Source organism: Streptomyces sp. NBC_00096 (assembly GCF_045041305.1).
GTDB lineage: Bacteria > Actinomycetota > Actinomycetes > Streptomycetales > Streptomycetaceae > Streptomyces.
Genome location: NZ_CP108221.1, coordinates 6,223,219 through 6,249,455, shown reverse-complemented (window position 1 = coordinate 6,249,455; position 26,237 = coordinate 6,223,219). Strand labels below are relative to the sequence as shown.

24 protein-coding genes are annotated in these 26,237 nt (G+C 72.0%); 15 read left to right on the top strand and 9 right to left on the bottom strand.

Features of this window, described 5'->3' with window-relative positions; translation table 11 throughout:
* Nucleotides 1–62 precede the first annotated feature (62 nt).
* A complete protein-coding gene (locus OG904_RS27770) occupies nt 63–692 on the bottom strand; it encodes an acyl-CoA dehydrogenase family protein (protein ID WP_405498309.1) in 630 nt (209 codons plus the stop codon).
* 41 nt (nt 693–733) lie between these two features.
* Entirely contained in the window at nt 734–1,219 is a 486-nt protein-coding gene (locus OG904_RS27765; RefSeq protein WP_405498417.1) for a hypothetical protein, read from the bottom strand.
* 175 nt (nt 1,220–1,394) lie between these two features.
* Between OG904_RS27765 and OG904_RS27760 the strand changes: the two genes are divergently transcribed.
* Together OG904_RS27760 and OG904_RS27755 are read left to right on the top strand one after the other, a co-directional pair.
* Entirely contained in the window at nt 1,395–1,592 is a 198-nt protein-coding gene (locus OG904_RS27760; RefSeq protein ID WP_405495521.1) for a hypothetical protein, read from the top strand.
* A gap of 270 nt (nt 1,593–1,862) precedes the next feature.
* Nucleotides 1,863–2,321: an FAD-dependent monooxygenase gene (locus tag OG904_RS27755; protein ID WP_405495519.1), complete on the top strand. Its 459-nt coding sequence runs from the start codon at nt 1,863–1,865 to the stop codon at nt 2,319–2,321.
* A gap of 452 nt (nt 2,322–2,773) precedes the next feature.
* Here the strand turns inward: OG904_RS27755 and OG904_RS27750 are convergent, their stop codons facing one another.
* The gene (locus OG904_RS27750) at nt 2,774–6,709 is read right to left on the bottom strand and encodes an AAA family ATPase (protein WP_405495517.1); all 3,936 of its coding nucleotides are present in this window, start codon (nt 6,707–6,709) and stop codon (nt 2,774–2,776) included.
* An 835-nt stretch (nt 6,710–7,544) separates the two neighbouring features.
* Between OG904_RS27750 and OG904_RS27745 the strand changes: the two genes are divergently transcribed.
* Complete coding sequence (locus OG904_RS27745; RefSeq protein WP_405495515.1) at nt 7,545–7,709, top strand: hypothetical protein; 165 nt, start codon at nt 7,545–7,547, stop codon at nt 7,707–7,709.
* Here the strand turns inward: OG904_RS27745 and OG904_RS27740 are convergent.
* The 4 genes from OG904_RS27740 to OG904_RS27725 all read right to left on the bottom strand — a co-directional run bounded on the left by OG904_RS27740 (nt 7,661) and on the right by OG904_RS27725 (nt 10,873).
* Nucleotides 7,661–8,314: a cysteine hydrolase family protein gene (locus tag OG904_RS27740; RefSeq protein WP_405495513.1), complete on the bottom strand. Its 654-nt coding sequence runs from the start codon at nt 8,312–8,314 to the stop codon at nt 7,661–7,663. The two genes, OG904_RS27745 and OG904_RS27740, sit on opposite strands and share 49 nt — an antisense overlap.
* Complete coding sequence (locus OG904_RS27735) at nt 8,311–9,780, bottom strand: MFS transporter (RefSeq protein WP_405495511.1); 1,470 nt, start codon at nt 9,778–9,780, stop codon at nt 8,311–8,313. The genes OG904_RS27740 and OG904_RS27735 overlap by 4 nt, the downstream gene beginning before the upstream one ends.
* On the bottom strand, nt 9,777–10,202 hold the full coding sequence (locus tag OG904_RS27730; RefSeq protein ID WP_405495509.1) for a MarR family winged helix-turn-helix transcriptional regulator: 426 nt from the start codon (nt 10,200–10,202) through the stop codon (nt 9,777–9,779). The genes OG904_RS27735 and OG904_RS27730 overlap by 4 nt, the downstream gene beginning before the upstream one ends.
* Nucleotides 10,203–10,366: 164 nt before the next feature.
* Nucleotides 10,367–10,873, bottom strand: a complete 507-nt coding sequence (locus OG904_RS27725) for a cupin domain-containing protein (protein ID WP_405495507.1) — start codon at nt 10,871–10,873, stop codon at nt 10,367–10,369.
* Nucleotides 10,874–11,011: 138 nt separating this feature from the next.
* Between OG904_RS27725 and OG904_RS27720 the strand changes: the two genes are divergently transcribed.
* The 12 genes from OG904_RS27720 (at nt 11,012) to OG904_RS27665 (ending at nt 24,074) form a co-directional block, all read left to right on the top strand.
* Nucleotides 11,012–11,446, top strand: a complete 435-nt coding sequence (locus OG904_RS27720) for an RrF2 family transcriptional regulator (RefSeq protein ID WP_405495505.1) — start codon at nt 11,012–11,014, stop codon at nt 11,444–11,446.
* Between the two features lie 194 nt (nt 11,447–11,640).
* Complete coding sequence (locus OG904_RS27715) at nt 11,641–12,549, top strand: DsbA family protein (protein ID WP_405495503.1); 909 nt, start codon at nt 11,641–11,643, stop codon at nt 12,547–12,549.
* 571 nt (nt 12,550–13,120) lie between these two features.
* Complete coding sequence (locus OG904_RS27710) at nt 13,121–14,707, top strand: ABC transporter substrate-binding protein (RefSeq protein WP_405495501.1); 1,587 nt, start codon at nt 13,121–13,123, stop codon at nt 14,705–14,707.
* Nucleotides 14,708–14,738: 31 nt separating this feature from the next.
* The gene (locus OG904_RS27705) at nt 14,739–15,767 is read left to right on the top strand and encodes an ABC transporter permease (RefSeq protein ID WP_405495499.1); all 1,029 of its coding nucleotides are present in this window, start codon (nt 14,739–14,741) and stop codon (nt 15,765–15,767) included.
* A 2-nt stretch (nt 15,768–15,769) separates the two neighbouring features.
* Complete coding sequence (locus tag OG904_RS27700; protein ID WP_405495497.1) at nt 15,770–16,666, top strand: ABC transporter permease; 897 nt, start codon at nt 15,770–15,772, stop codon at nt 16,664–16,666.
* Nucleotides 16,663–17,562, top strand: a complete 900-nt coding sequence (locus OG904_RS27695; RefSeq protein WP_405495495.1) for an ABC transporter ATP-binding protein — start codon at nt 16,663–16,665, stop codon at nt 17,560–17,562. The genes OG904_RS27700 and OG904_RS27695 overlap by 4 nt, the downstream gene beginning before the upstream one ends.
* Nucleotides 17,559–18,425 carry an ABC transporter ATP-binding protein gene (locus tag OG904_RS27690; RefSeq protein ID WP_405495493.1) on the top strand — a complete coding sequence of 289 codons (867 nt, stop codon included), beginning with the start codon at nt 17,559–17,561 and terminating at the stop codon, nt 18,423–18,425. Before OG904_RS27695 ends, OG904_RS27690 begins: the two co-directional genes overlap by 4 nt.
* A gap of 34 nt (nt 18,426–18,459) precedes the next feature.
* Nucleotides 18,460–19,800 (top strand): NtaA/DmoA family FMN-dependent monooxygenase, encoded by a 1,341-nt coding sequence (locus tag OG904_RS27685; protein ID WP_405495491.1) that lies wholly within the window; start codon nt 18,460–18,462, stop codon nt 19,798–19,800.
* A gap of 10 nt (nt 19,801–19,810) precedes the next feature.
* The gene (locus OG904_RS27680) at nt 19,811–21,580 is read left to right on the top strand and encodes an FAD-dependent oxidoreductase (RefSeq protein ID WP_405495489.1); all 1,770 of its coding nucleotides are present in this window, start codon (nt 19,811–19,813) and stop codon (nt 21,578–21,580) included.
* Nucleotides 21,577–22,629 (top strand): LLM class flavin-dependent oxidoreductase, encoded by a 1,053-nt coding sequence (locus tag OG904_RS27675; RefSeq protein ID WP_405495487.1) that lies wholly within the window; start codon nt 21,577–21,579, stop codon nt 22,627–22,629. The genes OG904_RS27680 and OG904_RS27675 overlap by 4 nt, the downstream gene beginning before the upstream one ends.
* Before the next feature lies 1 nt (nt 22,630).
* Nucleotides 22,631–23,455 carry an alpha/beta hydrolase gene (locus OG904_RS27670; protein ID WP_405495485.1) on the top strand — a complete coding sequence of 275 codons (825 nt, stop codon included), beginning with the start codon at nt 22,631–22,633 and terminating at the stop codon, nt 23,453–23,455.
* Nucleotides 23,456–23,543: 88 nt separating this feature from the next.
* The gene (locus OG904_RS27665; RefSeq protein ID WP_405495483.1) at nt 23,544–24,074 is read left to right on the top strand and encodes a flavin reductase family protein; all 531 of its coding nucleotides are present in this window, start codon (nt 23,544–23,546) and stop codon (nt 24,072–24,074) included.
* Between the two features lie 192 nt (nt 24,075–24,266).
* Here OG904_RS27665 and OG904_RS27660 read toward each other — a convergent pair whose 3' ends face one another.
* Complete coding sequence (locus OG904_RS27660; protein WP_405495481.1) at nt 24,267–24,659, bottom strand: hypothetical protein; 393 nt, start codon at nt 24,657–24,659, stop codon at nt 24,267–24,269.
* Nucleotides 24,660–25,406: 747 nt separating this feature from the next.
* Nucleotides 25,407–26,171 (bottom strand): hypothetical protein, encoded by a 765-nt coding sequence (locus OG904_RS27655; protein WP_405495479.1) that lies wholly within the window; start codon nt 26,169–26,171, stop codon nt 25,407–25,409.
* Nucleotides 26,172–26,237: the final 66 nt, after the last annotated feature.

Sequence of the window (26,237 nt, the reverse complement as noted above, 5' to 3'; positions counted from 1 at the left end):
ATGGTTTCCCTTCCAGGCGTGCGAGGGAGCGAACCCGCGGCGGCCACCTGAGCGGCCCCGCGTCAGGGGCCCATCGTGTGAACAGCCGGCCGATCGGAAGCTTGAAGCCGAGTTCCTGCCGCTGGTCGGCGTCCGGACCTCAGCCGGTCAGCAGCTCGTGGAGCCCTTCGACCTGTTCCCGGAAGCGGGCCACGTTGGCCACGCCTCGAAGTGGTCGAAGGCGGGGCGCCAGCCATGGATGCAGACCTCGCCGAGCCGGCCGGTGGACCCCTGCCGGAAGAGGAAGCCGTCATCGCGGGCAGGAACTTCAGGATCAGCGTGATGTTGACGTGGACGGTCCCCTCCAGCCGCGGCAGCCCGGGCAGGTCGCGTGCGACCCAGTTCAAGTGGGTTTCGGCTTGTAAGCCCTTGGCGTCGATGGCGTCCCAGAGGAGGGTGACGACCTGCTCCGCTTCCGTGGTCACCTTCGTCTTGGACATGGCCGTGAAGAGGATGTAGCGGCGGTCGCCCTCGTGCGCGGACCGCATGTAGTCGACGGCGCGGTTCGTGAACATCTTCATGGCGAGCAGACGGAGGTAGGCGTCGCTGAAGATCCGCCGGATGTGCGGGAAGTCGGTGACGCGCCGCCCGTAGAGCAGGCGGGTGCGCGCGTGGTTGAGGGACTCGTGGAAGGCGCGCTCGCAGGCGCCGATCCCCGCGGTGCCGAGGTTGAACTTGCCGATGTTGACGGTGTTCAGGGCGACGTCGAGGGCCGGCTTGCCGGTGTGCAGGATGCAGGATGCAGGTCCGTCGCGTAGATGTCGGCTCCGTGGGTCTTCTCCGACAGGGCGAAGGCGGCCGAGTGGCCCTGCTTGAGGAGTTCGACCGTACGGCGGTGGGCTGTCGTGTCGCCGCTCTGCCAGACGGGGGCCAGGCCCAGCATGGTCACGCGCCAGGTGTACCAGCCGTTGATGCCGCAGAAGGCGAGGACCTCGTTGAAGGCGGTGTTGCGGGCGGCGTCCCAGCGCCCGTCGCCTCCGTCGGCGGCCGAAGGGATCAGGCAGTGCGCGAAGATGCCCTGTTCTCCGGCGAAGGCGAGGAACTCGGCGAACCACGATGCGCAGCTCTTGACCAGCCGTTTCTTGCCGCGTCCTTCGAACCAGTCGATCACGACCCTCAGTAGCCGTCGGGTCTCCGGGTCGAACTCGGCGGGATCGTGGATCAGCGTGTTGAAGATCACCGGCTGGAGCAGGTGAGACCACCTGTTTCCTTGCATGGCCGGAGCCCCCGGCCGTTCTGGACTCTCACGCACCCTTTGCGGACGTTCGAACATTCACGCCTGCCACCCCTCCCACCTACGGTGATGAGGCAGGACATCGGCAACCCAACTCGGGGATTCACAGGCAGGAGTGGTGATGATGCGCAAGCAACTGATCGCAACCGCAATCCCCGCGCTGTTCGTGGCCGGCGGCCTGGCGGCGGCGCCGAGCAGCTTCGCCGTGCCGTCCGCCTCACCGGCCGCCACCACGCACGTCGCGTCGACCGGCCGGACCTCCCACCCCACGTCCCTCGAGACCTACGTACCGCTCATCTACTCCAGGGCCTGCCACTGACCCTGGCCCTTGCCAGGCCAGGCCAGGCAGTGGCGGGTCTCGCCCGACCCTCCTTGGACACCTTCCGGGGAGGGCCGCCGCTCGGACGCCGACAGCACTACCCCGTCCGGGTGGAACGTGGCACAACCCGGGAATCTGCCCATGAGCACGACCTCCTGACGCTGAGACACCAGTCGCACGGCCGACGGCGGCGGCCTTTCGGGGCACGGCCCCGCCGGGGGAAGCACCCCTGCCACTCATCGTGACGGGTGATCGACAGCAGGTGAATGCTTGCCGCGGGCCGCCGTGTACAGCCACCACTTCCGCTGCGCCGCCCGCTTCCGGGTGGGCCGGGTCTTCCTGGCCGGCGACGCCGCACACGCGATGCCGCCCTGGATCGGCCAGGGCATGGCCGCCGGGGTGCGCGACGTGGCCAACCTGTGCTGGAAGCTGGACGCCGTGCTGAGCGGACAGCTGCCCGAGCCGGTCCTGGACAGTTACGAGGCCGATCGCAAGCCGCACGTCAAGGAGGTCACCAGGCGAGCGGTGTTCGTCGGCCGGATCATCACGGAGCGGCGGCGCCCGGTCACCTGGCTGCGGGATGCCGTACTCCCGGTCCTCAACGGCGTGCCGGGCTTGGCCAGTGGCTGCAGGACTCGCACTGGATTCCCGTCGCCCGCTACGACACCGGGCTCCAGGCCCGCCCCCGTTCCCGCGCATCCGGCTGCCAGATCCCGCAGCCACACGTGACCGCACCCGACGGGGCGGTCATGCGCCTGGACGAAGCTCTCGACGGCGGCTGGCTGCTGCTGCACGCGCGGACCGCCGCCGCGCAGCCCCAGTGGGACGTCCCCTCCCTCACGGTCACACCCACCGGATCCCGACCGGCGGAAGGCACCCTCGTCGACAGCGACGGCGTTCTGCTGCCCTGGCTCGACCGACAGCGCGCGGCCACCCTCGCCCTGCGGCCCGACGCCTACGTCTACGCCGCCGCCCCGGCGGGCGCCCGCCTCCCGCCGCCACCCCCGGCTTCGCCCCCGCACCGCGCACGGCCGCCACGACCCGTTCTGCGGGGTGACGCGGCATCGGCAATTCGCGCTGGTCAGCCGTGGTACGGCCCGGCACGAGCACTGCATGGTCGCCTGTGGCCTGGTGCGACGGTCCGCATGGTGGTGGGCGTTGGAGCATCGGCAATGGGTGTCTCACCACCAGCTCCTGACGTCCTCGACGGCCCCGAGGCATGCTTCGGATATTGAGGGCGAGAGGCGCGCAAGGGGTTCGGCGGCTGCGGCGAGAACGACGAGGACAGCCTCGCGCGACGATCGGTCAATCGCCGTGCGCAACAGGGAGATCGTGTCGGCCGCCGGGCGGTCGGGGCGCAGTTCACAGGCCCTGCGGATGATCGCCGCGGGTGCCTTTCCGTCTTCCGCCGGCGCGCTCGCCATTGCCTGCCGGAGGAGTTCTTCGGGGAGCGCGGCCGCGAGTGGGGGGAGTCCTTTGGCCACCCACCAGTCCGTGTCCTGCCCGAGGATGACCTCCAGTGCCTTCGGGACGAGAGCCTGCGGCAGTTCGGGATGACCGAGCTCGAGCCACCACGCGACGATCGAATCCGGCCATGTCAGGGCGGTGGCCATCTGGTCTGCGGGAAGCGCGGCTCCCGCTTCGGCCAGGAACCATCGCTTCGTGTCGTAGTCCGCCGCCGCCACGACGGAGAGGGCCTCGGCATACACGGCAGGAGCGGCGTCTGAGCTCATACGGCCGGCGAGAGCCACCAGAGCCAGGGCCTGCTCATAGGGAGAGGTGATGGCGCGAGCCGCACCAACCGCGCGGTGAAAGTCGGCGTCCTCCAGGTGAGGTGCCACGAACTCCAGCAAACGGTGCGTGCCGCGTTCCGGGGAGCCGCAGGCGAGTTCCAGTCCCGCCTTGGCAACCGACTGCCGCAGGGTGTGCGGTAGGCCAGTACCGATGGCCAGTAGGCATCCGATTCGTTCCGCGGGATCGCCGACTGATTCACAGAGCGACGTGATGCGGGACTGGAGTACGGCCGGGACGAAAGGAGCCCAGTCGCGCAGCAGCTCCGGATCGGGCGGCCCGGCCTCTTCTGCGAGGACGGTGGTGAGAACCCGCAAGGCCAAGTCCTCGGGGAGGTGGGGCAGGAGCACATTGACAGCTGCATGCCTGGAGTCCGCTTCCTCGAGAGCCAGCGCCGCTTCCACGGCAACTGCCATCAGGTCCCTCGGCAGCCACGGGGCCAGGGCATCGAGGGAATCGGCAGCATCTTCGTCCTCGGAGGCCAGGGCTACGTCAAGTGCCGATCGCAGCCAGACTTCGGGGAGTTGTGCGGCTATCGCTTCCAGCCCGCGGGCTCGTTCCGTTGCTTCGGGAATCCGGCGAACGATGTCCAGCGCGTCTGCAAAGACGCTCTCCTGGGCTTCGGGCTGTTGAGCGGCCAGCGAGACGAGCGCCGCGGCGAGGTGCCGGTCGTCCGGAAGGCTGCGAACGAGATCAAGGGCCTCCGCGACCTCTTCGTCATCCAGGTAGGGCGTCATCAGGCCGACCAAGTGGCCGCGCATGGCAGCGTCTGTGGTGTTGGCCAGCAGATCCAGAACCTCGCGCACCAAGAGGGGTAGAAGGTCGTCGGGGGCTTCCTCCATGACATCGATCCAGCGGGAGGCTTGGCCCCAGTCCGGGGGCAAGTCCCGGATCATGGCGTAGGTCTCCGTACGGACCTGCGCTCGCTCTTCGTCCCGGAGGTGTTCGACAAGTGCGCAGAAGGCACTGATGCGGGCGTGCCCTGATGGGCACTCGCGTGCTGCAGCCAGTACCTGTGCGATGAGGGGAGCCTCCAGGTGCGGGGCGAGGTCGGGCAGGACTTGCCCGAGGTATCCCCTCGGAACGGAGTCGATTGTGACCCGGACCAGTTCCGCCAGACGGCTGGATGACAGGTTGTCCGCAAGACCGTCGAGGACCCAGACGCTGGTGACATCGAACGGCACCATGTGGGCATCTGCGAGCACTTCAGTGGTGACGGCATCCCTTTGCTCTCCTGTGAGGTAGGGCAGGAGTTGCACCTTCCACCGGATGCGCCTTTCGTCCTTGGGCGTTGCTTCGGCGGCGTTCAGCACTTCTGCGACCGCGTCGGTCCGGGCGTCCGGGTCGAGGAACGGGAGCAGTTGCAGGAGCATCCATGTGGGTTGATGCGGATCATCGGTCGCAGACAGCCCTTCCAGTACTTCGCGCACTGGACCCTTCCTCGCATCAGGTGACAGAAACGGGATCAGTTCGAGGAAATTCCGGAGGCGGGACTCTCCTTTGGGCAAGGACTCGATCGCTGCCCGCGCCACCTCGACTTCGTCCGGTTGCGCGCGGTCGCCCCGCCAGAAGACCGCACCTGTCAGCGACCCCGCGCCCGCGGGATCGCCACGCCGCGAGCGGCACTCCGCGGTCACTTCTTGGAGGACTTGCAGGGACATCTGCTCCGGGAGGTGGGGACGCAGGTCCAGGAGGATTCGCGGACGAACCATCGAATCGATCAGACGGCGCGCATGATCGAGCGCACGAGCGGGTGTCCAGTGCCCGGACTCCACGAGTTCCAGGGCGAGTTCGGGCGGGAAGCTGTCGGCGAGGCTGCCCATGCACGACCGCATGAGTGCGTACCTCGCTTCCAGGGCCCAGGAGCAAGGGGGGATTCCGCCGGCCAGTTCCCCGTCGGTGGCGGCCTCGGCGTCCCTTCGTGCCAACGCCAGGTCTTCCAGGTACTCGTCGAGGCCGTCGGTGTGGTCGTGGGCGGCGAACCACACATTGGACCGCCCCTCACCCGGCCCGTGCCGCTCGATGCGCAGCAATGAATGAACGTCCTCGCCGCGCCCGGCACGGATCAGATGGTGCGTCAGGTGTCGCAGGGCGAAAGCGCTGTCCTGGCCGGCCAGGGACGGGTCTGCCGCGAGATACGGAAGGCCTTCGTCCAGACCTCCGTAGATGTCGAGGTACACATCGGCGATGCGGCTGTGCGCTGATCGACGCCCCCTGCGCAGGCCTTCCGCGCGTGCCATCCAGTGGTCCGGGTGACCATCGACGGCCGGGGGCAGCCCACCCCCGAAGAACTCCCGCGCGCTGGCGTGGTAAATGGCGTACACGCGCTCGGCCGCGGCATCGACGGTGAGGAACGGGCGCAGCCACCGATCGCACCAGAGGTGTACGGCGCGGGCTTCCTTGACGCCTGCCAGGCGCCGGATGTGGTCCGCGGTCGCCGGTTCACGAAGAGCGGCCAGGACGGCGACCAGCGGAGCGCCCACTTGCAGCCAGCTGTCCTGCGCCTCCCAACGCACCATTTGTGACGCGTAGTAGTGCGGCAGTCCGGCCTCGAGGGTGTCGATGTCGACTGGGTGGCGCAGCCCGATGCGTACTTCGTCGAGCACATAGCGGAGGTACACCCATACGCCCGCGCATTGATGCGCCAGAGCGCGGGTGAAGGCCTCGCCCGTGACGTCGGCCGCAGCGAGCGCCGCGGACAACTTCTCCTCGGTCACGGCGATTTGCAGGTACTCAAGGATGTCCGCCTGGTTGCGCGGGTCGTCAACGTCCAGGCGGAGCGTCACCGTGTTCGAGTCGGTGGGCCCCAACGGGTGACCGGTGCGGTAGGTGCCCAGGACGAAGACGCCGTTGGGGAGGAGCGCCTGAATGCCCCAGGGGAGCTCGTGCCCCTCCTGTTCCGCTTCGTCGAGTCCGTCCAGGACGAGGATGAGTGCTTCCCCGGCCTTGCCGGCCGCGGTGGCCGCTGCGGTGAGGACTGCCTCGAAGCCCTCCGGCGAGTGGGCCCACTCGGGCAGCATGCCTCCGGGGGCGAAGTCTGCAAGCCCGTAGGCCTCGATGAGCTGGCCGGCCAGATTGCGCAGTGCCACCCGCGTCGTCGTGCCGCCGGCGAGCCGCGCGAAGTGCGCCACGTATCCGCGTCGTGACACCAGGTGGGCAGCGAGCGCTGTTTTGCCCACGCCCGCGTCACCCTCGATCCAGATGAACCCGCAACGGTGACGGGCGCGGAAGGCGTCGATCCGATCGATGAGCCAGGTTCGTCCCCGGAACGTGTCGACGCCGACGTCCGCGAAGACCGTGCTCGGGTCTTTGACGGCCACTGCCATGGGGACTGCGCCAACAGAGAAGACGGGGTTGGTGAGGACCGACCCGTGAACGGTGCCGGCGACTGCCACGGAGTTCTCACCCGTGGCAGAGACACGGCCGCTCACGGCTGGAGGGGCCCGCTGCTCTCGACATCGGTCGTGATGTCGCCCTCTACTTCACCTTCCGCCGCGATCGCCCCGGGAGCCGCAGCCGCCACGCCGTCGCCGGGAGGCGCTGGTGGAGCGTCTTGCGCCGCGTCCCGTACTCGTGTGGACACAGCTCCGCCGACACGGCCCCTCACAGCGACGGAACCGGCACCCGAGGCGGTCACAGGCGGCCCGCCCCCGGCACTCAACCATGTTTGGAGCACTACCCCCAGGGCCAGCAGCACTCCCCAGAAGACCCACCATTTCGGGGACGGGGTATCGGTCACGACGTTCGTCACGAGGGCACTCAGTGCGGCGACCACCACGGATCCGGCTGCCGCCCACGCCCGCGCCTTCATCGCTCCGCTCACGACGGTCACTCTCCTGCCGCTCGATGGACCCCTCGCCCATTGTTCCGCCGCTGCCCCCACCGGGCCGGTCTTTGGCTCAACTCGTCCCACTGCCATGTGCGTGCCCGACTGGCCGAGGGGCGACGCCTTCCGGCCCTCCTGTGCCGAAGCCGCTGTGCGGTTCCGGTCAAGTGGGTTACGGGCGCCGGGCGGTCCTACGGCTCCGCTTCGAGGTGCCCGGCCGCGCATTCTTGTGCGTGTCCCCAAGGAAGAAGCCGGCGCGGATCCGCACGACCTCCTCCTGATCCTCCAGCGGGCGGACGGGACGAATCGGCGACGCCTCCGCCCGGGTGCTCGGGATGCTGCACGCGCGCATCGCCCGCTTCCGCAGCCTCGAAGGCGGACTGCACGCCGCCGAGGGCACCGTCCTGGACCGGCATCTCCGCGACGCCCTGCACACGGTGATGCGCGGCCCTTACGACTGGGCGCCGCGATCCGGGCGGTACGGCACCGGGTCACTGTGATCACAGGCCAGTTCGAGGAGGGTGAGGAGTTCGGGCGTGTCGATGAGCTGGGCGCGGGAGGGGAAGACCTTGTCGAGCAGGACGCGGTGTACTTCCGGGTCCGGGTCGGTGACGCCGTCGGAGAGGAGGTAGATCTTGTAGTCGCGGTCGGCTGCGTCGAGGACGGTGGACAGGACGACTCCGCTGGTGGTGACGCCGGTGACGATCAGGGTGTCGATGCCGCGTTCGCGCAGTTGCCGGTCGAGATCGGTGGTGGACATGGCTCCGAAGCGGAGTTTGCGGACCACGATGTCGCCGTCCTGCGGGGCCAGTCGGTCGGTGATGGCCGCGGCTTCGTCCTCGGGGCGGATCCGGTGGTTCCGGGCCGCCATGGTGAAGGACGCGTTGGTGTCGGGTACGGCGTCCCATTCGGCATCGGTGAGGCCGATGTGGACGTACGCGACGGTGATGTTCCGGGCGCGGACGGCGCCGGTCACCGTATGCATGCGGTCCAGCAGGGCTTCGGCTTCGTCCTTGTCCAGGATGGGGAGGATGCCGTTCTGGTAGTCGAGGACGAGCAGCGCGGTGCGGGTGGGGGGGAGTGCGGTGGTGGTGGGGGTGGTCATGGGGTGTTCTCCATGTCGGCGGTGGCGGCCGGCCGGTGGGGGATTTCGGCGGGCCCTTCGGTGAGGGTTGCGGCCGGGGTTTCGAGCGTGCGGTCCAGTGCGGTCAGCGCGAGGACGGCTGCCGCGGCGGCGATCAGGACGAGGCCGATGGTGTGCAGGCCCCTGTCGGTGGCGCCGTGTTTGAAGACGGCGCCGGTGATGGTGGCCGAGGCGATGGGCCCGAGGTAGGTGAAGGTGCGCATCAGTCCGGCGGCGGTGCCGATCTGATCGGGCGGGGCCTGGAGGTAGAGGGCGGTCTGGTTGGCCACCGAGGTGGTGCCCATGACCACTCCGTAGATCAGCGTGACGGCCAGGATCGCCAGGACCGGGCTGTGGTTCCCCAGCAGCACGATCGTGATCGAGCCGGCCAGCAGGGCGAGGCCGGCGGTGCGGAGCGGACCCCGGACCAGGTTGCGCTTGGCCAGGGGGCGGGCCAGCAGGGCGGAGAGCACGCCCATCGGCAGCAGCATCAGGCCGGCCTGCCCGGCGGACATGCCTCGTCCGTCCTGCATCCACTGGACGAGTCCGTACATCACCGTGTAGGCGCCCAGGGCGGTCAGTGCGACCCGTAGGTAGGTGCGGGTCAGGGCGCCGTTCTCGCGCAGCGCACGGAGATCGACGAACGGGGTGGGGTGGCGCAGTTCCCACCACGCCAGCACGGCCGCCAGCGCGGCTGCCACGGCGAGCACGGGCCGGTCGAGGTGGGGCAGGCCGTTGATCAGGGCGGCCATCGTGCCGCCGAAGAGGGCGATGCCCACGAAGTCGAGGCGGGCGGCCACGGTGCGCAGATCGCGCCGTTCGACGGGGGCCGGATCGCGGGGAACGTGGAGGAGCGCCGTGAGCAGGGTGACCGCGGTGACCGGGATGTTGATCAGGAAGGCCCAGTGCCAGCCGAGCGCGCCGACCAGCAAGCCGCCCAACGGTGGTCCCACCGCGGCGATCGACATTCCGGCCAGGGAGATTCCGCCGAGCACGCCGCCGGGCGGACCACTCATCCCGGCGGCGCCGGCGCGGCGGCTGATGGAGACCATGGCCGCCGGGTATCCGGCCGAGGTGCCGATGCCGATCAGGACACGGGCCACCGTCAGCATGCCGAGGCTCTGGCCGAAGCCGCCGATCAGCCCGCCGGCCAGGACCAGCAGGACGCCCGCCAGGAAGACCCGGCGGGGCCCGAACTCCTCGGCCAGCTTGCCCGCGGTGGGCTGGGCGATCGCACTGGCCAGGTACAGGCACGAGACCAGTACGGCGGTGGAGCCGACCGGGACGTGCAGGTCGGTCGCGATGGGCACCAGCGCGGTCGCGATGATCGAGCTGTTGATCGGGTTCAGGGCCGTGCCGAGGTACAGCGGCGTGGTGAACCGCCACCCGAAGGCGTCCTCCCCGTCCGTCCGGGCCTTCCCGGCTCGGGACTGCCCGGAGATCGTCATGTCCGCCGGCCGCCCTTGCCGTCGAGGTCGGCGGCGGCGAACCGCTCCAGCAACGCGATGGCCCGCTCCAGGTCCGCGCGCTCGCCGGGCGGCACCAGCCGGTCGACGGCCTGCTCGAGGAAGGACTCCCCGGCCGTGGTGAACGAGGTGAGCAGCCGGGTACCGGCTTCCGTGCAGTGGATCAGGGTCTTGCGACCGTCCGCCGGATCGCGCTCCTTGCCCACCAGCCCTTCGGCCTCCAGCACGCCGAGCGTCTGCGCGATCGCCTGAGGGCTCACGTGCTGCAACTTCGCCAGCTCGGCCGCGGTCACGGTGGCCTGCGTGGCCACGCTCTGCAGCACGGCCACCTGGGAGACGGACAGGCCGGTCCCGTACAGACCCGCCTCTTCCCGCAGTCGCGAACGCAGCCGGGTGATCGCCACGCCCAAACGATGGGCCATTGCGGAGGTTTGGGGTGATTCGGATGTTTCAGCCATATCTGCACCCTAGCAGGTAGGCAAGTAGCTTGCTTAAGTTCCTTGTGTACTTCTACGCGCCGCCCTCGACTCGTTACGCTGCGTACACATCTCCGGCGGAGGGCTCGGGCTCAGGCTTCGGCAGCCGGGAGGGCGTACAGCCCGGGGAGGTTGACGACGATCGCCTCCTGCGTGCTGCGGGCGATGACGACCACGGCCTCCTCGGCGGGATCCGGGTTCTCCTCCCGGTGGGGCACGAACGGCGGGACGAAGACGTAGTCGCCGGGCGAGGTGCGCAGCCGCACTTCCTCCGCCGGTTCGCTCGTGTCGTCCAGGAAGACGAACTCGGGGTGTCCGCTGACCACGTAGATGGCGGTCTCGGACTCTCCGTGGTGGTGGTCGGAGGAGGCGGTCGAGGGGGCCACGTGGGTCTGGCCCATCCACAGCTTCTCGGAGCCGACGGTCTTGCCGCTGACGGCCGCGAACCTGCGCATGCCGCCGCTCTGGGCGGTGCCGCCGTCCAGGGAGTCGGCGCGCACGTGGTGCAGGCGGTTGCGCAGCGGCGCCGTCGGGCGGTCCGGTGCGTCGGGAAGGTGCGGGTGGAAGCCTTCACCGGGAATCGTCAGCGGCTCGCTCATGGCCGGGACGCTAGAGGGGCGCCGGAAAGGATGTCAAGAGGTGTCCTTTGCCGTTCACCTGCGGCAACGTTCCCGCAATGCGCAGTGCGGAGCGGCTGAAGCCCTTCGGTGGACCGGCGTGTCGGGCATGATGGGCGCATGCATATCTCCGCGAAGGCGGACTACGCCACGCGCGCGCTCCTGGAGCTCGCAAGTGAGCCGAGCCGCCCGCTGACCTGCGAGGCCATCGCCTCCTCGCAGCAGATCCCGTTCCGGTTCCTGAAGTCCGTGGTGGGCGAACTGCGGAAGGCCGGACTTGTGCGCAGCCAGCGCGGCTGCGAGGGGGGCTACTGGCTCGGCCGGCCCGCCGGCGAGATCAGCCTGCTGGACGTGGCGCGCGCGGTGGACGGCGAGTTGATCTCGCTGCGCGGCGAGCCGCTGGCCGGGCTCGCCTACCCCGGCCCCGCGGCGGGGCTGCCCGAGGTGTGGCGGCGGGTCGAGGCGGACGCGGCGGCGGTGCTGGGCCGGGCGACGCTGGCCTCGCTGATGCCGGTGGGAGCGGCCGGACGGCTGGCCCGCGAGGGCGCCGCGTGACCACCCCGCCGGGCCCACCGGATCCGCGCGGCGTGCCGACGCCGGGCGAAGTGCCGACGCCGGGCGGTGCGCCGACGCAGGGCGGTGCGCCGACGTCACACGGCGCGCCGACTTCACAGGGCGCGCCGACTTCACAGGGCGCGCCGACTTCAGACAGCGTGCCGACTTCACACCGTGCGCCGACTTCACACGGCGTGCCTGTGTCACCGCCGGAGCTCGAAGTCGTCGAGTACACCGACCCGTTGTGCCCCTGGGCGTGGGGCTCGGAGCCGGTCTTCCGCCGGCTGCGGACGGCCCTGGACGGCCGGGTCCGCTGGCGGCGGGTGTTCTGCATCCTCTTCGACGCGGATGATGACCCGCCTCCCGACCCGGCGGCGGAGACGGCCTGGTACGCGCGCTACGTCGAGGACATCACCGCCCATACGCGGGCTCCCCGCGCCGTGCGGCTCGAACGGGTGGCGGCCAGTTCGTGGCCCGCCTCGCTCGTCGCCAAGGCGGCGCAGCGGCAGGGCGCCGACGTGGCCGAACGGGTGCTGCGGCGGCTGCGGGAGAGCGTCTTCGTGCTCGGGGAGCCGGCGGACACCGTCGAGCTGGCGCTGGCCTGCGCGGCGGGTGTGCCGGGCCTGGATCCGGCGCGGCTATCGGTGGACGCCGCGTGCGCCGAGGTGCTCCGGCAGGTGCGCGCCGACCATGCCGAGGCGCGCCGTCCGGTCCCCGAAGTGCGGTCCGTACGGGGCGGATCGCCGCATCCCGGGGCGGCCAAGGAGACCGGCGGCGGGCACCGGTACGCCCTTCCGACGCTGCTGTTCCGCACCGCCGCGCAGTACCGAGCGGTGCCCGGCTGGCGGCCGTTCGAGGAGTACGCCGCGGCCGTGGCGGAACTGGCACCGGGGCTGCCGGTGGACGGTGGACCGCCGTCCCCGGCGCAGGCGTTGGAGCGCCACCGCAGCCTGACCGACCCCGAGCGGCGGATGCTGGCGGACGGCCCCTGGCCGCCCGCGCGGGCTGTCCGGGTGGACACCGGCAACGGTCCCCTGTGGCTGCACCCGGACGAGGCCGCGGTGCGTCCGGCTGCCCGGCACGGCACTTCTTCGGCGCGCTGACACGCCTGTGACCTGCGGCGGGACCGTCCCGCCCAATGAGACACCAATTGGTGTCCATTGACAGCCGCCAACGACTGCCCCCAGGATGTGCCCCATGCTTACGACGCACCCCGGTGTGGTGTGCCGCTACGTGGACCTGCGGCGCACCTCCAGCGCCCTCTGTCGCTGACCGACCGCCGCTCCCGGCCCACGGGCCCCTGACCGCTCCCGGCGGTCCCGGCCGTCCGCGCTCCTGCCGAGCCGCGTCCCCTTCCTGCCGGAGCCCGCGCTCCGCGCCCCGCCGTACCCCCCTCCCTCCGCTTCCCCGGCCCGCGTTGGCGGCCCTGCCGGCGCCGTCCGCCGGCATCACGGGGTAGCCGCCCGCGCCCCGGAGCCGCGACTCCCTGCCCGTCGGCCATCCCGCCGCCCTGCCGTCCCGCCGTCCCGCCGTCCCGCCTTCGACCGCCCCGCCTTCGGCCTTCCCGCCGCCGGCCGCGTGCGGCCACCCGGCCACGCCTCCCCGGCTGCCCCTCCGCTGCCCTCCCCTCCCCTGCCCTGCCCAGGCCGGGACCAAGTCATAGGAAAGACAGACATGTCCGCACGCCTCACGCCCCGCAGCTCCAGACTGGACCTCCCGCCGGTGCGCCGCAGCCCCCGGCCGCGCCTCGCCGTGCTCGCCACCGCCCTCGTCGCCGTACTCACCCCCGCCCTCAGCGCCTGCGCCACGGACGCCGCCTCGGCCGGCAGCGGGGGCGCGGGCGGCAACGGCACGCTGAAGTGGACCTCCTCGTACTTCCCGGCCCACTGGGACCCGGTCGTCTCCGGCAGTGGCGCCCAGTTCCGTGAACTCGCCCTGGTGTACGCCTCGTTGACCCGTACCGACGAGAACGGCAAGGCCGTCCCCGACCTCGCCGAGAAGTGGGAGTACAACGACAAGGGCGACCAGGTCACCTTCCACCTGCGCCCCGGCCTGAAGTTCAGCGACGGCGAGCCGCTCGACGGCGCGGCCGTCAAGGACGCCGTCGAACGGGCCAAGAAGCAGAAGAACTCGGCCCTCTTCGGAGACCTGACCTCGATCCAGTCGGTGGACGCCAGCGGCCTGGACGCGGTGCTCCACCTCACCCAGGTCGACTACCAGATCCCGCAACTGCTCGGTCAGCGCGTCCTGCAGATCGCCAGCCCCAAGGCGGCCGCCGCCCCCGAGAAGCTGGACCAGAACCCGGTCGGCGCCGGGCCGTTCACCATCACCCAGCTGGTCCCGGGCACCAAGGCGGTCCTGAAGAAGAACCCGGCGTACTGGGACGCGAAGAACATCCACATCGACAACGTGGAGCTCACCTCGGCCCCCGACGCCTCCACCGTGGTCAACGGCCTGCAGACCGGGGTCTACAACTTCGCCGACATCAGGCCCAGTCAGGCGGACGCGGCCAAGAAGGCCGGCCTGGACGTCTTCGTGCAGCCGGGCTTCAACGCCTCGAACATCAGCCTCAACATCAACAAGGCGCCGTTCGACGACGAGAAGGTCGTCGACGCCGTGCGCTACGCGGTCAACAGGCAGGAGTTCGTCGACAAACTCACCTTCGGCTACGGCTCGGTGACCAACCAGCCGTTCCCCAAGGGGTACGTCGCCTACGACCCGGAGTCCGAGAACACCCACCCGTACGACCCGGCGAAGGCGCAGCAGCTCCTCGCCGAGGCGGGCCACAAGCCCGGGGACATCAAGCTCAACCTGGTCATCCCCGCCGAGGACCCGCAGGCCGAGATCGTCCAGTCGCAGCTGGCCAAGGTCGGCATCACCGTCACCATCAAGATCGACAAGAACTGGTCCACCCCTTTCTTCGCCAAGGACCTGGCCTTCTCGCTGTACGGGACCACCGGCCGCGACTCCGCCGCGCAGACGCTCACCGCCCACTTCGGCCCCAACGGCCCGCTCAACCTCAGCTCGCCCTACGAGCCGGCCGGTTTCGAGGCCGCCATCGCGAAGGTCCGCCAGACCCCGCTGGACGCGCCCGACTACTCCAAGGTGCTGCAGGCGGCGACCCGGGCCGGTCTGGAGAGCAGGGCGCTGGTCTTCACGTACTCCTCGCCGAACCTCATCGCCAAGAACAAGTCGATCTCCGGCCTGCCCAAGAACCCGGCCCACATCGACTGGACCGGCGTCACCATCTCCGGCAACTGACCCCCGTCCACGACAGATTGGAGGCAACCCCGTGACCACGACCGCACTCCCCGCCGCGGCCGCCCGCCGTCGCGGGGTCGCCCCGACCCGGGTGCGGCACGCGGCGGTGCGCGTCGCGGCCGCCCTCGCCCGGTCGGCCGCGATCTTCGTACCCGTCTTCCTGGTCGCGACCTTCGTGACGTTCTCGCTTCGGTCGATGAGCGGGCTCAGCCCGGCCCGGATCCAGCTGGGCGAGGACGCCACCCCCGAGGCGATCCACCGGGTGGAGGCCCAATGGGGCCTGGACACGCCCTTCCTGGTCCAGTACTGGGACTGGTTCAGCGGCGTCCTGCACGGCCGGCTCGGCACCAGCTGGGCCAACGGTGCCGACATCTCCACCCTCATCGGCCTCGGTCTGGGGGTGAGCCTCTCCATCGCCACGTTCGCCCTCCTCATCGGCGTCGTGGCCGGCTTCCTCCTCGGCACCGCGGCGGCACTGCGCCGCACCACGTGGATCGACCGTGCGATCACCGGCTTCGTCACGCTGATCTCGGTGATGCCGGCCTTCGTCGTCGGCATCGTGCTGGTGGCGGTCCTCGCGGTCGGACTGAACTGGTTCCCCTCCGCCGGGTACGTGCCCGCCGGACAGGGGATCGGGCCGTGGCTCGCGCACATCACCCTCCCGGCCGTCGCGCTGAGCTTCGACGTCGTCGCCGACGTCGCCCGCCAGCTGCGCGGAAGTCTGGTCGCCGCCTACCGCGAGAACTACGTCACGGGCGCGCTGGTGCGGGGGCTGGGCCCGCGCCGGATCTTCTTCGGGCACGTGCTGCGCAACGGCCTCGGACCGGTGCTCGCCACCCTGGGCCTGAAGTTCCCCGCCCTGGTAGGCGCCTCCGTCGTCACGGAGTGGATCTTCGGCCTGCAGGGCTTCGGCCGGTTCGCCAACGACGCCGCCCAGGCCGGCGACGTACCCGCCGTGCAGGGAGTCCTCGTGGTGTCGATCGTCCTGGTCGTCACCTTCAACCTGATCGTCAACCTGGTGCTGGCCCGCGTCACGCCGGCCGCCGGGCGGGGGTTGTGACCATGGTGCGCCGCGTTCTCGCGCTCACGTCCGGACGGACCGCCGTCGCCATCCTCACCCTGGTCCTGCTGCTCGCCCTCCTCGGCCCGCTGCTCGCCCCGCAGGATCCGCTGGCCACCGGCGAGCACCCGCTCGCCTCCGCCTCGGGCGCGCACTGGCTGGGCACCGACTACCTCGGCCGGGACGTGCTGAGCCGCCTCCTGGACGGCTCCCGCATCAGCGTGCTCGGCTCCCTCGAGGTCGCCCTGACGGCGCTGGCCGTCGGCGCGGTCCCCGGGATCCTGTCCGTGTACCTCGGTCGGGGCTTCGAGTGGCTCACCCTGCGGCTGGCCGACACGCTCGTCGCGCTGCCGTACCTGCTCTTCGCCGTCGCCGTGATCGCCCTGCTCGGCAACGGCCTCACCCAGGCCATGCTGGTCACCGGCACCCTGGTCTCGCCCCTCTTCTACCGGGTGGCCCGCGCCGCCACCCTCTCCGTGGCCCGCTCGCAGTACGTGGAGGCGGCGCTCATCTCCGGCGCCTCGATCGGCTGGGTCGTGCGCCGGCACGTCTGGGCCAAGGTGCTCCCCCCGATCGCGGTCGCGCTCGCCCAGACCACCGGAGTCGGCTTCATCATCGTCTCCAGCCTCACCTTCCTCGGCATCGGCATCCAGCCCCCGGCGCCCACCTGGGGCGGCCTGCTCGCCTCGGACCTGGGCTACCTCAGCCACCAGCCCTGGGCCCCCCTCGCACCCGCCCTGCTGATCATGGTCACCGTCTGGGCCGCCAATCTGCTCGCGGACACGATCCGCGACGTCTCCGGAGAGGCGGGCCACGCCCTGGCCAACAGCCGCAGGGCCCGCGCCAACCGGCTCAAGAACTCCGACCCCGACCCCGTACCCGCCGGAGGCACGCCATGACGACGCTGTCCCACGCAACCGTCCCCGGACCCCTCCCGGGCGGCACCCGCGGTGAACCGGCCGCTCCCGGCGGCCCCGCGGCCCCACCGGTGCTCTCGGTCCGCGACGTGCACATCACCGATCACGTCACCGGGCGCGAGATCGTCCACGGGGTGAGCTTCGACCTCGTCCCCGGCCGGACGGTCGGCATCGTCGGCGAGTCCGGCAGCGGCAAGACCCTGACCTGCCGGGCCGCGCTCGGCATCCTGCCCCCGCACTTCGAGGTGACCGCCGGATCGGTCGAGATCGCCGGTACGGACATCGCCTCGCTGACGCCCCGCCAGTGGACCGCCCTGCGCGGAGCCACGATCAGCGCGGTCTTCCAGGACCCCGCCTCCTACCTGAACCCCTCGATCCGCGTGGGTCCGCAGATCGCCGAGGTGCTGCGGGTCAAGAAGGGGCTGAAGCGGCGGGAGGCACGCGGACGGACGATCGAGCTCCTGCGGGCGGTGCACCTGCGCGATCCGGAACTGGTCTACGGGCAGTACGCGTACGAACTCTCCGGCGGCATGCTGCAGCGGGTCCTGATCGCCGCCGCGATCTGCGCGGACCCGGAGATCCTCATCGCCGACGAGGCCACGACCGCCCTCGACGTCACCGTCCAGGCCGAGATCCTCGACCTCCTCGCCGACCTGCGCGAGAGCGCCGGACTGGCCCTCGTGGTCGTCTCCCACGACCTGGCCGTCGTGGCCCAGCTGTGCGACGAGGTCCTGGTGATGCGCCGGGGCCACGTCGTGGAGCAGGGCCCGACGCTGACGGTGCTCCACCAGCCGCGGCACGAGTACACCCGGCTGCTCATCGCCGAGCACGAGCAGTACGGCCTCGACCGGTTCCTCGTAGCCCAGGAGGCCTCGTGACCGCCGCACCCGCACCCGGAGCCCCCGGCGCGGCCTCGCCGGTGGGGCCGGTCCTCGAGGTCACCGGTCTCGAGGTGCACTACGGTCCGCGCCGCCGCCGCCAACGCGCCCTGGCCGGGGTGTCGCTGAGCGTCGCCCCCGGCGAGACCCTCGGCATCATCGGCGAGACCGGCTCGGGCAAGTCCACCCTCGCCCGCGCCGTCCTGGGCCTCGTGCGCCCCTCGGCGGGCTCGATCCGCGTCGCCGGCGAGGAGGTGAGCGGGCACGACCACCGCCAGTGGCGGAACCTGCGCCGCCGCGGCATCGTCCAGTACGTCTTCCAGGACCCCCTGCACAGTCTCGACCCGGACCTCACCGTCGCGGAGTCCCTGGCCGAGCCGCTGCTCGTACGGGGCGTCGCGCCCGGGGAGGCCGCGACCCGGGTCCGCTCGTTCCTCGCCCGCGTCCACCTCTCCGAGGAGCTGCTCGGCCGGCTGCCCGGAGAGCTGTCCGGCGGTCAGCGCCAGCGCGTGGCGGTGGCCCGCGCCCTGGTCACCGACCCGCGGCTGGTCATCCTCGACGAGCCGGTCAGCGCCCTGGACTCCGCCAACCGGGTCCAGGTCCTGGAGATCCTCAAGGAACTGCGCGCGGCCGGGGTGGCGCTCGTGTTCATCTCCCACGACCTGGGCTCCGTCGCCGGGACCGCCGACCGCATCGCGGTCCTCTACCGGGGCGAGCTCGTCGAGGCGGGCGCCACCCGCGACCTCGTCCGGGCCCCCCGGCACCCCTACACGCGCCTGCTCCTCGGCTCCGCGCCCACCCTGCACTCCGCACCGGCGGACCGGGCCGAACGCGCAGCCCTGCGCACCCTCCTGCACAGCTGAGTTCACGACCGGTCCACGACAGACAGGAACCACGATGTCCCGCACGATCCACCTCGCCCTGCACCCCTACGGCGTCGGCGGCCCCGGCCAGCACGGCCTGTGGAAGGACCCGCGCGTCGCGAAGAACTCCAGCATCGACATCAACTACTACATCAAGCAGGCCCAGGCGGCCGAACACGCACTGTTCGACGCCCTGTTCATCGTCGACAGCCAGTTCATCAACTCCACCTACCCGGCGCACTACCTCAACCGCCTCGAACCGCTCACCCTGCTGTCTGCGGTCGCCACCCACACCCGGCACATCGGGCTGGTCGGCACGGCGAGCTCCACCTACAACTCGCCGTTCAACCTCGCCCGCCGGTTCGCCTCCCTCGACCACATCAGCGGGGGCCGGGCCGGCTGGAACGTCGTGACCAGCTTCGACACCGGCACGTCGAAGAACTTCGGGCTCGAGGAACACCTCGACTACACCACCCGCTACGGCCGCGCCCTGGAGTTCGTCAAGGTGGCCCGCGGTCTGTGGGACTCCTACGAGGACGACGCGTTCCCGGCCGACCCGGAGCGCGGCGTCTTCCTCGATCCCTCGAAGCTGCACGCGCTGGAGCACCGCGGCGAGCACTTCGACGTGGCGGGGCCGCTCAACCTCTCCCGCTCTCCGCAGGGCCAGCCGGTGATCTTCCAGGCCGGGGTCTCCGAGGAGGGCCGCGACCTGGCCGCGCAGGTCGCCGAGGGCATCTACGCGCCCGGTGGCTCCCTGGAGCAGGCGCAGGCGTACTACGCCGACATCAAGACCCGCACCGCGGCGTACGGCCGCGACCCCGAGCACATCAAGATCTTCATCCACGGCGGACCGGTCGTCGGCGCCACCGACGAGGCGGCCCGGCGCCGCGAGCGGGAGATCTTCGAGGAGGACAACGACTTCGGCCGCAACCTGGCCCTGCTCGGACGGGCCTTCGGCGCCTACGACTTCAGCGTGCACGACCTGGACGCACCCTTCCCCGACGTCGCGCACCTCGCCGAGAAGGGCGGCCGGACGGGCGCGGCCAAGCTCATCGAGCGGGCCCGCACCGAGAACCTCACGCTCCGTCAAGTCGGCGAGCTGGTCAACGAGTTCCACCGCTCGCCCTTCGTCGGCGCACCGGACACCGTCGCCGACACCATCGAGAGGTGGTTCGCGGCCGGCACCTTCGACGGCATCAACCTCGCCTTCCGCACCGGCGACGACCTCGAACTCTTCGTGGACGGCGTCGTCCCGCTGCTGCAGAAGCGCGGCCTGTTCCGCACCGAGTACGCGGCCGACACCCTGCGCGGCAACCTCGGCCTGCCGGTCCCGGCCAACCGCCACAGCCGCGCGCCCCAGCTGCTGAGCGGCTGAGGACCCGGCCATGACCGAACTTCCGGTGACGGGTGGGCGCGACGTCCACACCGTCCGGTTCCCGACCGCGACCCCGCCGTCCGCGGTCGACGTACTGATCGTCGGCGCGGGCCCCGTCGGCCTGTCCGCCGCCGTCGAACTGACCGCCCGCGGCGTCCGGGTCGCCGTCGTCGACCGCGCCCGCAGCGCCACCCTGGTCCGGGCGGGCGCCATGGGCCACACCCCGCGCGTGGTGGAGCCCTTCCGCCGCTGGGGGCTGCTCCGGCGGATCCGTGACGGCTGGACCTATCCCCCGGAGTGGAACCGGGGCATCAGGCTCGTCACCTCGCTCGCCGGTCACGAACTCGTGCCCGTGCCCCGCCCGTCGTTCAGCGCGCAGGGCGGTGCCCGGTACGGATCGCAGGAGGCGCTGCGGCGGCCCCAGACGGTGCTGCAGCAGGTCTTCCTCGACCACCTCCGGGACCGCGGCGCGAGCGTGGCCGGCGGCTGGGAGCTGCGCGCCCTGGACGAGTCCACCGACGGGGTCCTCGCCCGGGTCGCCGACGTCGACTCGGGCGGGGGACGCACCGTCCGCGCGGCGTACGTGCTGGGCGCCGACGGCGGCTCCAGCACCACCCGGCGGCTGGCTGGCATCGGCCGCGAGGGGGAGCACGCCACCGAGAAGCGGCTGCGCCTGATCGTGCGCACCGGCGACATCTCCGACCGGGTCGGGGCCGCGCCCAGCGGCACCAACATCGTCGTCAACCAGAAGGCGTCCGGTTTCCTGGCCGCCGTGAGCACCCGCGAATGGCGGGTGTACGCCGGTCCGTACCCGCTCGCGTACGAGCCCGGCGAGGAGGAGCTGCTGGAGGTCGGCCGGGCCGCCTTCGGGTTCGACCTGGACCTGGAACTGGTCTCGGCCACCACCTTCTACCACGCGACCCGGATCGCCGGGACCTTCCGCCGCGGCCGGATCCTGCTCGCCGGTGACGCCGCCCACGTGCGCACGCCGGGCGGCAACCTCGGCGAGGGTTTCGGGGACGTGGCCAACCTGGGCTGGAAGCTGGCCGCGGTGCTCGGCGGCCTCGCCCCCGACGCACTCCTCGACTCCTACGACGAGGAGCGGCGCCCGCACAACTGGCGCGTCGCCGACCACGCGCTGGAGCGGTCCCGGCGCTCGCAGACGGCCCTCGCCGAGATCCGCCGGGACGGTGTCCCGGACGACGCGGACCACGGCCACGAGGCCGTCCGGCGCCGGGCCGAGATCGGCGAACGGCTGCGCCGGGACCAGCTCGACGCGGCGGGGGTCACCTTCGACGAGCGATACGACAGCTCGTCCGTGATCTGGTACGAACCGGACCAGCTCGCCTCCGAACCCCGCTGGCGCGCGGACCTGTACGAGGACGACCCGCGGCCGGGCCACCGGGCGCCGGACGGCCGCGTGGACCCGTACGGCAGCACACTGCACGACCGCATCGGCGACTCCTTCGCCCTGCTCGTCCTCACCGAGGACGGCACCGAGGACCGCGCCGTGGAGCACGAGTTCGCGGCGCAGGCCGCGGCGCGGGGGCTGCCCCTGAAGGTGATCCACCTGACCGATCCCGGGGCCCGCGCCGTGTACGGCACCGGCCACGTCCTCGTACGCCCCGACCAGCACGTCGCCTGGCGCGGCACGGAGCTCGGGGACGGCGGCGCCGCCGCCGTCCTGGACCACGTGCTGGGCCACGGAGCGCGCACGGCGGCCGCATCCGGCCTCGTCGCCGCGGGCGGGGCCCGCACCACGGAAGGCGGCCGCCCGTGACCACCGGGACGCCGCGCTTCCGACTCGGCTTCCTCACCCACGTCCAGGGGCGCGGCGACGACCCCGCCCGGACCTACCGCAACGCCCAGGAGCTCTTCGTCGCCGCGGACGAACTCGGCTTCGACGTGGGCTGGGTGGCCCAGCACCACGTCGCCCCCGGCGGGGGCGGCCTGTCCTCTCCGTGGACCTTCCTCGCCCACGCCGCGGCGCGGACCCGCCGGATCCGCCTGGGCACCGCCGTCACCATCCTCCCGCTGGAGGATCCCGTCCGCCTCGCCGAGGACGTCTCCACCGTCGACGCGCTCAGCGGCGGCCGGGTCGAGATCGGCGTGGGCAGCGGATCCGGCGAGGTGGAGTACGCCGCCTTCGGCCAGGACCCGGCCCGCCGGCGCGAGCTGACCAGCGAGAACCTGCGGGTGCTGCGCAGCGCCCTGGCGAACGAGGAGGTGCGTACCCCCGGCTTCCGGATCCAGCCGGCCGCCGGTGACTTCGGCGACCGGATCTGGCAGGGCGTCTTCAGCGGCGAGGGTGCCCGGCACGCCGCGGCCGGCGGCTCCAACCTGCTGATCAACCGGGCGGCGTACGGCTTCGACGCGCCCACCGACGAGGTCCAACGCCCCTGGGCGGACGCCTACCTCGGTGCCTGGGACCGGCCGCACCGACCCAGGATCGGCCTGTCGCGGTTCGTGTTCCCGGCCAAGGACAAGCGGACCGCGCTGCGGCAGATCGGTGACGACGTCCACCGGGCGGCGCTGCGCATGGCCGAGAGCGGGGCGTTCCCCAAGGGCCTGGACGCCGGTGAGGCGCTGCGGCGCTTCCACTCGTTCCACGGCCACCCCGACGAGATCGTCACGGCCCTGCGGCAGGAGAAGGTGCTGCCCGTGGCGACCGACCTGATCACCCAGTTCAACCCGGCCGTTCCGGACCACGACGCGGCGCTGCGTGCCCTCGAGCTCATCGCGACGCAGGTGGCACCGGCCCTGGGCTGGAAGCCCGCGACCGGCACCCCGATCGGCACCCCGACCGACATCACGCCCGTAGGAGCATGAGATGACCCAACACACCGTCCCCGCTGTCCCCGCTGTCCCCACCGACAACAGCGTGATCATCGACAACACCGGTCACACCGACCACTACGCCCCCGAGGGTCTCCTCACCCGCGGCACGGTCATCGTGGTGCCCGGCCGCGGGGAGACCCGGGGCACGTACGCGCGGTTCGGGAAGCGGCTCGCCGCGGACGCCTACCGGGTGCGGGTCGTCGACCCGCCGCGGGACGGCGCCGAGGCCCCGGCCGGTTCACCGGAGGCGTTCGGTGCCCGGCTCGCGCAGGCCGTTGCCGGCACCGCGGCCGACGGCGGAGTGGTACGGCCGCTGGTACTGGTGGGAGCCGACCTCGGCGCCGCCGCGGTGGCGGCGCTCCTCGCCGGGGAGGCGCAGGCCCTGGAACCGGACGGTGTCGTCCTCGCGGGGCTGCCGGGACACGCCACCGGCTCCGTGGACACCTGGGACGCCGAACTCGACGTACGCACCTCCTGCCCCACGCACCGGGGCGTACTGAGCGAAGACGCCGAGGTGCGGCGGGGTTCGCTGGGCGAACCGGTGCCGGACGCCCTGCTCGACGCCGCGTACGGGGGCACCGTCGCCGCTCCGACCCTGCTGCTCGTGGGGGACGCCGATCCGCTCGCGGACCGCGAGGGGCTCGCCCGGGTCGCCAAGTCGCTGCCCCGCGCCCGGCTGTCGCTGGTCCGCGGTGCCCACCACGACGTGCTCAACGACGTGCAGCACCGCTCCGTGGCTGCGGAGGTCGTCACGTTCCTGGAGACCGTGCGGGGCGGACTGGTCCCGCAGGTCGTGGTGGAGTCGAGCGTGTGGTGACCGGCCCGCTTCCCCGGCCCTTACCCGCTCCGCTCCCCCGCACCCGGCCCCGTGCCACACCGCACCCCACCCGCCGAAGGGAACCGGCATGACCATCTCCACCGACCCCGTCACCCAGCCCTCCGCGGCTCCCGCGGCTCCCGCGGCCGCCGCCGAGATACTCCGCCACACCCTGCGCCGGCACGCGGCCGGCGTCACGGTGATCACCGTCCCCGGGCCCGCGGGGTTCACCGCCACCTCGTTCACGTCGGTGTCGCTGCGGCCGCCCCTGGTCGCCTTCCACCTGGGCCTCGGCGCCTCGACCGCGGGTGCCGTGCACCGCGCGGACCGGTTCGCCGTCCACCTGCTCGGCACCGGGAACACCGCCCTGGCGGGGCAGTTCGCGCGCAGCGGCGTCGACCGCTTCGAGGGGGTCCGCTGGACGCGCAACGCCGACGGTCTCCCGCTCCTGGCGGACGTCCCCGCCTGGCTGACCGCCCGGATCACCCTGCGCCAGCGCATCGGCGACCACCTGATGGTCGTCGGCGAGGTGGAGACCGGCGCGGTCGAGGAGGACTCCACCGCGCTGGTCCACCACGACGGGGCCTTCGCCGCGGCGCACCGGCTGCCCTCCTCGTGACCTGAGTCCGATGCGGTCGGGTGGCGGTCCAGGCTGCCACCGGACCGCCGCCCGACCGCACGACCGACCGACCGCCGGGACCGCACACGGCGGTCCCGGCGGACCGGATCGGCGACGTGGGCCTGAGCGGCTGGGTCCGGTCGACGCCGGCGGGAAGGGGAAGGGCGGTTTCCCGCCCCTGCGCGTCCCATGTCACGGCCCGCTCGTCAGAGGTGCCGACGCCGGTTCCCGCGTCGTTGATGCCCTTGACGAGACCCTGCCCGTGCCGGGCAGCACCGCGAGCTCGGTGGTGCGGTTCCCGTCCCACCGCACGGCGTGGTCCTTGACGTTGCCGACCACGACGTCGGCGTTGTCGATGCTCACGGAACCCGCGCCGGTTCCCTGGGACGGCAGGGCTTCGAGCTTCTTCCCGCGTGCGGCCCGGACGGCCTTCCAGGCCCCGGCCCCGTCGGTCGCCCGGCCGATCACCGTACCGCGGTCGTTGATCGCGGTCGGCTCGCCGTACGCGCCCCCGAGCGAGCCGAGATCGTGGACCGGCCCGCGGTGTCCCACCGTACGGCCCGGGTCTTCTCGCCGGGCACGCACGCGTAACCGGTGATCTCCCCCGCGCGTTGATCCCGGTGGCCACTCCCCCGTCCGTCTTCGGGGGCAGGCGCAGCAAGGCCGCCGGTCGAGAGGTGTCCCACGGTGACGTGGGAGTCGTTGATGTCCTGGGCCTCGCCGTCGATGTAGCCCGGCGGTTCCTCGAGCCTGGTGAGCACACCGACCGCGTACCAGCGGGCCGCATGCCGTACGCCGTACGCCGTACGGAGTGTCGGTGAAACCGGCCACGGTGCCGTCCTCGGCCGCCTCGGCCGCCCGGGCCCCCGCCCCCGCGTCGATGGCCTGCAGGCGGGTCAGGGAACCGTCGGCACCCCACCGCACGAGATGGCCGTCATCGTTCTCGTCCAGCGAGAGCCCCCCGACGTCCCCGGCGTCGTTCATCGCCTGGGCCGAACTCTGGACGTGGCTTGCCGGCAGCGGCAGTTCGTGCACTCAGACGCCGGTGCCGGCGGACGCGGTCGGCGCCACCAGCACGGACACCATCGCGGAAAGGGCCACGGGCATCAAGAAGATCTCCCCTGTCTTCTCGGACTGGTACGGCGCCGGACCCCGACCGGCACCAGCCGGTCCGGTCCGCACCGCGGTACCGAACGCGTCCGCCCGCCCCCCTGTTGGTCCCCCGGGTGGCGGGAACGGTTCGACGACCGAGCCCTCCCCGGCTCCGGCCCGGGGAAACGTTCTCGAAATCCTCGACCGGTCATGGCGCGGGTGCGCCTTCGAGGACCGGTGTCACGGGCGGACCGGCGGGTCCTCGCCCCGCGTGACGCGGGCCAGCAGGGGCGCCGCCCAGTCCGGTAGGGCTTCCGCCCCGGGGCGGGCGGGGCGGGGGTCGCTGGTGATGCCGATGCCACCCGCGGGGTCCCCGTACTCGAACCGCACCGACCACTCCAGCCAGGAGCGGACGAACAGGTTCGCGCTCCACGTCAGGGCCAGGGCCCCGCGCCGCTCGGGAACCTCGTACCAATAGCTGGTGAGCACCACGGCGCGGGAGACGGCCTCGTCCGGGTCCCGCGGCCGGGAATCGGCCGTGAGCCCGGCGGCCAGCACCGATGCCGCGAACCGGTTGTCCGCGAGCAGCCCGCCGCTGTCGCGGACCACCGCGTCCAGCAGGTCCGCAGGCAGACCGGCGGCGGCCCGTTCCAGCCGCGCCAGCAGTTCGGCCAGACCCGGATCGCCCGCCGTGTCCGGTCCGGGAACCACCCCCAGGTCGTCCGGCAGCCGCCCGTCCGATGTGCGGGCGGCCAGGAGGTGTACGTACGACAGCGCGCGCAGGGTCTGCCAGCGGCAGAGGGTGTCCAGCAGGGCGATCCGGGAACCGCGGAAGGCGAGCCGCACCGGCCAGTCGGCCGCCCGGACCCCGGCTCCGAGCGCCCGCAGCCCGGCCGGTACCGGGGCCGGGAAGACCCGGCCCGGGCCGTCGGCGCGGGACGGCCCGGAGCGGTAGCCCGGCCAGCCGGGTGCCCGGTTCCGGTGGGTGCCGTCACGGCTGCTCATCCGCTTCGCCGTCCTCCGTGCCGCTGTTGTCCGAGTGGTGAACGTGGATCATATGGTCCGCACGGA